The organism is Rhizobacter sp., from assembly GCA_021153565.1.
Taxonomy (GTDB): domain Bacteria; phylum Pseudomonadota; class Gammaproteobacteria; order Burkholderiales; family Burkholderiaceae_C; genus Albitalea.
Genome location: JAJKJU010000110.1, coordinates 1 through 5,572, shown reverse-complemented (window position 1 = coordinate 5,572; position 5,572 = coordinate 1). Strand labels below are relative to the sequence as shown.

The window sequence follows — 5,572 nt, the reverse complement described above, 5'->3', positions numbered from 1 at the left end:
TTTTCTCGAAAATCTTCAGCGCCAGCTCGGCCTGCCCGCCTTTCTCGCACGCCGAGATCAGGGCGCTGTACGTGATGACGTCGGGGATGATGCCAGCGGCTTGCATGTCATCGAAAACCTCCAGCGCGCTCTCGACCTTCCCCCCTTTCTCGCACGCCGAGATCAGGGCGTTGTACGTGATGACGTTGGGGATGATGCCAGCGGCGCGCATGCCCTCGAAAATCTTCAGCGCCAGATCGGCCTGCCCGGCTTTCTCGCACGCCGAGATCAGGGCGCTGTACGTGATGACGTCGGGGATGATGCCAGCGGCTCGGATCTCATCGAAAACCTCCAGCGCCCTCGCGACCTTCCCCGCTTTCTCGCACGCCGAGATCAGGGCGTTGTACGTGACAAGGTCGGGAGCCACGCCCGCTTGCTTCATGGCCTCCACACAAGCGAATGCTCCTTCCAGACTGGACTGCTTGATGACGGAAGTCGTCACCTTCAATACGGCCTCTTCGCTCCGTTTATTGTTGAGATACCCCTCTATCACATACTTGTTGGTTGGGGATTCCTGATGAACTGGGAACGACCTTCGCCGGCCGTGCACCACCGAAGTATCCGCCGCCATTGGCGAGCTCGCGCCTCGGGCAGGTGGCCCCGCCAATGATCGGGCACCTCTGCTGCCTGTACGCCCTGCCACTCGAGGCCCCGATGCGCCGCTTGATGCCCCCTCCCCCTCGACGGTATTTGATGGTCGGTTTCGATGGGATCCTGTTCCGATAGGGTTCATGTCAAGCAATCTTCAAAGTAAGAGCGGCCGCGCCGCGCGGCCCGCGAGTCTGCAGGTGCCAGTACGGCACAGCCTGCAAGCATCACTGACTTTTTGCGTTCCAGCAGCCACGCTCACGAAAGACTGTCGCTGCAAACGAAGCGGCCTCACACGCAGGATGAACCCACGCCGAGCTGATGTGTGTCGTGACAACGGCATGACCGGTTTAGACGATAGCCGCCCTCGCCAGCGGCGATCGACGTGAAGATGACGCGATGAAGTTGGTAGCCGACGCGAGTGCTGGCGGCATAGGGCTCAGCCTCTCTGATGCGGTTCGTGTACCTCGGCTCGCGGTTGACGCTCCACGCTTCCTCCCCACGTTCGGTCGCCCTCACGCAGTTGCGCTTCACTTGCCTCACTGTGGCCAGCTCGGCCGGGGACTTCCACCCCGAGAATCGCGCCCATGCTGGGCGCATAGCGAAAACACCGCCCGCAGGCGGTGTCCGTCCCATCAAGGTTCGATCAATTCGACGCTGTCGTCTGTTCGTCCCGTGTCTCATCCACCGGCCAATCGCGGATGTATGCCTTCAGCATTCGGTTCTCGAAGTCCTGGCTGTCCACCACCGCCTTTGCCACGTCATAAAAAGAGATCACCCCCATCAGGGTTCTCTGGGTCATGACCGGCATGTAGCGAGCGTGTCGGCCGAGCATCATGCGGCGCACTTCGTCGATTTCGGTCTCTGGAGTGCAGGTGAGCGGGTGGTCGTCCATGACACTTTGAACCAGCGTCGTACCCACCGAACCGCCATTGCGCACCACCGACCGGATCACCTCTCGGAAGGTCAGCATTCCCGCTAATTCGCCGTGGTCCATGACGACCAGCGAACCGATGTCGTTGTCGGCCATGGTCGTCACAGCCTGCGAGAGCTCTTGGTCGGGTGACACGGTGTAGAGCGTTCCGCCTTTTACACGCAAGATGTCACTGACTTTCATAGGAATCTCCTGATGGCGATGGTCGAATCAATATAGCCCACAATGACGGCGAGCAACACCCCCGCTCACCCCAGACGCTGAGAGTGTTTCGAGCGTGTCCGAGCAGCACGTCAAAAGGCACCTGATCTAGGTGCAAAGCGCAGCCATAGCTTGGCTATGGCGAGCATTTGCAACGACGAGCAGGGGGCTTTTGGCGAGCGGGCATGATCGAAAAACTCTCAGCCTCTCAGAGGACGTTACGAGGACACCCCTCCATGCCCGGTTCATCCGATCCTGCTTTCGACACCCTCGCACTGCACGCAGGCGCCGCGCCGGACACCGCCACCGGCGCCCGCGCGGTCCCCATTCACCTCACCACCTCCTTCGTGTTCGAGAACAGCGAACACGCCGCCTCGCTGTTCAACATGGAGCGCGCTGGCCACGTCTACAGCCGCATCTCGAACCCAACCAATGCCGTGCTCGAAGAGCGCGTCGCGGCGCTCGAAGGCGGCGTGGGCGGCATTGCCACGGCGAGTGGACAGGCGGCCTTGCATCTGGCGATTTCCACTCTTGCCGGCGCGGGTTCGCACATCGTCGCCAGCTCGGCCCTGTACGGCGGCTCGCACAACCTGTTGCACTACACCTTGTCCCGTTTCGGGGTAGAGACCACCTTCGTGAAGCCGCGCGACATCGACGGCTGGCGCGAGGCCATTCGCCCGAACACCCGGCTGCTGTTCGGCGAGACGCTCGGAAACCCCGGGCTCGACGTGCTGGACATCCCGACAGTCGCCGCCATCGGCCACGAGCGGGGCCTGCCGCTGCTGGTCGACTCGACGTTCACCACGCCATATTTGATGAAGCCCTTCGATCTGGGGGCTGACCTGATCTTTCACTCCGCCACCAAGTTCCTGTCAGGGCACGGCACCGTGATCGGCGGCGTGCTGGTCGACGGAGGTCGCTTCGATTGGGACGCGTCTTCGCGTTTTCCCGAACTAACCCAGCCGTACGCGGGCTTTCACGGCATGGTGTTCAGCGAGGAAAGCACCGTTGGCGCGTTCTTGCTGCGCGCCCGCCGGGAAGGCCTGCGCGATTTCGGCGCCTGCATGAGTCCGCATACCGCGTGGCTGATTCTTCAGGGCATCGAGACCTTGCCCTTGCGCATGGCGCGGCACGTCGAGAACACGCGAAAGATCGTGAGCTTCCTCGCCTCGCAGGTCATGGTCGCAAGCGTGGGTTATCCCGAACTCGAAGACCATCCCAGCCACGCGCTCGCCAAGCGATTGCTGCCGCGCGGATGCGGATCGGTGTTCAGCTTCGACCTCAAGGGCAGCCGCGAGCAGGGCAAGGCCTTCATCGAGGCACTGAAAATATTCTCCCACCTCGCCAACGTGGGTGATTGCCGATCGCTCGTCATTCACCCTGCCTCGACGACGCACTTCCGCATGGACGATGCGGCATTGGCGCAGGCAGGCATCACCGCCGGCACCATTCGGCTGTCGATCGGCCTCGAAGACCCTGACGATCTCATCGACGATCTGAAGCGCGCCCTCAAGGCCGCGGAAAAGGCGGTGCGCTGATGATGATCAACGTCAACGGCCGCAAGGCCTACGCCTACACCGGCGGAAAGTCCTTCGACCCCACGCTGCCCTGCGTGGTCTTCATCCACGGCGCGCTGCACGACCACAGCGTGTGGACCTTGCTGGCGCGATGGGCAGCGCACCACGGTCGCTGCGTGCTCGCCGTCGATCAACCCGGCCATGGACGCAGCGAGGGCCCCTTGCTACCCGACGTCGAGGCGCTCGCCGATTGGACGCTGGCCCTGCTCGACAACGTGGAAGTACAAGAGGCGGCTTTGGTTGGTCACAGCATGGGCTCGCTGATTGCACTCGAAGCGGCATCGCGAGCGCCCGACCGCGTGAATCGCCTTGTGATGATCGGCACCGCCTATCCGATGAAGGTGTACGACACGCTATTCGCGACCGCACGCGAGAACCCGCTGAAGGCCATCGACATGGTCAACGCCTCTTCTTTCTCGACCACCGCCGCAAAGCCCTCCTACCCTGGGCCCGGGATGTGGCTGCATGGGTCCAACCAGGTGCTGATGCGGCGAATGCAAGCTCTCGATTCGCACCACAACCTTTTCACCCACGATTTCACGGTGTGCGACCGGTATGCAAACGGTAAGAATGCGGCGGTGTCGGTGAAATGTCCCGTGACATTCATACTCGGCTCACGCGACCAAATGACTTCGCCCAAGGCCGCCAGCGACATCGCCGCCGCCCTCAAGGCCCGCGTGATCACACTTTCAAGTGGGCATTCCCTGATGCAGGAGGTACCCGACGAGGTATTGAATGCCGTTCGAATTGCACTATCCTGATGGGTGCTTGGGATTTGACCCGGAATTATTTCGGGCCAAATCCTTGGTGCATGTACCGCGACATCTGGGGGGCTGGCGATGTCCAACAACGAATCTCCCGAAGCACACCGGCTCTCGCACATCGAACGGCTGGTCGACGTCATCGACCTGCCCATCGGCCGGTGGGATTCGCAACATCGGCTCGTCTTCTGCAACGAGCCCTATCTCGGCTGGGCCGGCCGACCACGAGATCAGCTCATCGGGCGGACCTTGGAAGAGATATTCGACGACGACGCCTGGTCGCAAGCCAAGTCGGCTTTTCGCGATGCTTTTGCCGGCCGCACTGTCAACTACGAGCGCCGCCTGTCGCAGGGGCACCTAGCCAATCGATGGGCGCGCGTGCAGGTCTTCCCGGACGTGGCGCCCGACGGCAAGGTCGAGGCGGTGTTCACCATCGCATTCGACATCCACGAAGACGTGCTCGCACGCGAGGCGCTCGATGCGGCTCGCGTGCGGCTGGACCGCTTTACCGAGAACATTCCCTGCCCACTCACCTACGTCGACCGCGACTTCGTGCTTTGCTTCGTGAACAAGGCCTACTGCGAAGTCACCGGGCAAAAGCCCGATGAACTGCTGGGACGGCACATCGGCGAGGCGTGGGGCCCCAAGCGCTGGGCCGAATACGCACCCTTTTTTGAACGGGCATTGCGAGGCCAGACGGTGCAGTACACGCGGCTCGTCGACCGCTTGCCGACCGGGCCGCGATGGATGCGCACGAGCTACGTGCCGGACTTCGATGCGCGCCGGTTCGTGCGCGGGCTCTACACCGTGACCATCGATGTGCACGAACTGACAATGGCTCAGGAAAAACTCAAGCGCAGTGTGGAGCGCGATTCGCTCACCGACGTGCTCAGCCGCCGCACGATGATGGACCGCATCGAGGCCGCAATGCTCGAGGCGTCAGAGACGCCTGCGGCCTTGTTCTTCGTCGACCTGGACGGGTTCAAGTCGGTCAACGATCAGCTCGGCCACCGCGAAGGCGACAAGCTGCTGATCAGCGTGGCGGGGGCCTTGCAGGCCGCAGTGCGCGCCGAAGATGCAGTGGGCCGCTTCGGCGGTGACGAGTTCCTGGTGCTAGCTCCCGTGCGCGATACCGCGGGCGCCGATGCCTTGGCGTTGCACATGCTGAACGCCGTGCGCGAGGTGACGAATTCGCTCGGGCTCTTGCCGGTCATCAGCGCCAGCATCGGCTATGCGTTGGCACCTGGCGATGCGCAGCATCCGATGAAGCTGCTGCAGCTTGCGGATGACGCGATGTATCAGGCCAAACGCCTGGGCAAGAACCGGGTGAAGCATTGCGGCATGGGCACACTGGGTAAGAGCAAGGCCTCTTCAGAGGCTGAGAGTATTTCGAGCGTGTCCGAGCAGCACGTCAAAAGGCACCTGATCTAGGCGCAAAGCGCAGCCATAGCCCGGGCTATGGCGAGCATTTG

4 protein-coding genes and 1 pseudogene are annotated in these 5,572 nt (G+C 62.4%); 3 read left to right on the top strand and 2 right to left on the bottom strand.

Translation table 11 applies throughout. From position 1 onward, the window contains the following. A pseudogene (locus AC30NL_RS06870) lies at nt 1–481 on the bottom strand (hypothetical protein); the annotation flags it as partial. Nucleotides 482–1,273: 792 nt separating this feature from the next. Further along, nucleotides 1,274–1,744 (bottom strand): CBS domain-containing protein, encoded by a 471-nt coding sequence (locus AC30NL_RS06865; protein ID WP_489463264.1) that lies wholly within the window; start codon nt 1,742–1,744, stop codon nt 1,274–1,276. A 254-nt stretch (nt 1,745–1,998) separates the two neighbouring features. On the opposite strand from AC30NL_RS06865, the gene AC30NL_RS06860 reads away from it, so the two are divergent. The 3 genes from AC30NL_RS06860 to AC30NL_RS06850 all read left to right on the top strand — a co-directional run bounded on the left by AC30NL_RS06860 (nt 1,999) and on the right by AC30NL_RS06850 (nt 5,531). Beyond that, nucleotides 1,999–3,300, top strand: coding sequence for an O-acetylhomoserine aminocarboxypropyltransferase (locus AC30NL_RS06860; protein WP_489463263.1), 1,302 nt, complete (start codon nt 1,999–2,001; stop codon nt 3,298–3,300). After that, entirely contained in the window at nt 3,300–4,100 is an 801-nt protein-coding gene (locus AC30NL_RS06855) for an alpha/beta fold hydrolase (RefSeq protein ID WP_489463262.1), read from the top strand. Before AC30NL_RS06860 ends, AC30NL_RS06855 begins: the two co-directional genes overlap by 1 nt. A gap of 78 nt (nt 4,101–4,178) precedes the next feature. Beyond that, a complete protein-coding gene (locus AC30NL_RS06850) occupies nt 4,179–5,531 on the top strand; it encodes a sensor domain-containing diguanylate cyclase (protein ID WP_489463261.1) in 1,353 nt (450 codons plus the stop codon). Nucleotides 5,532–5,572: the final 41 nt, after the last annotated feature.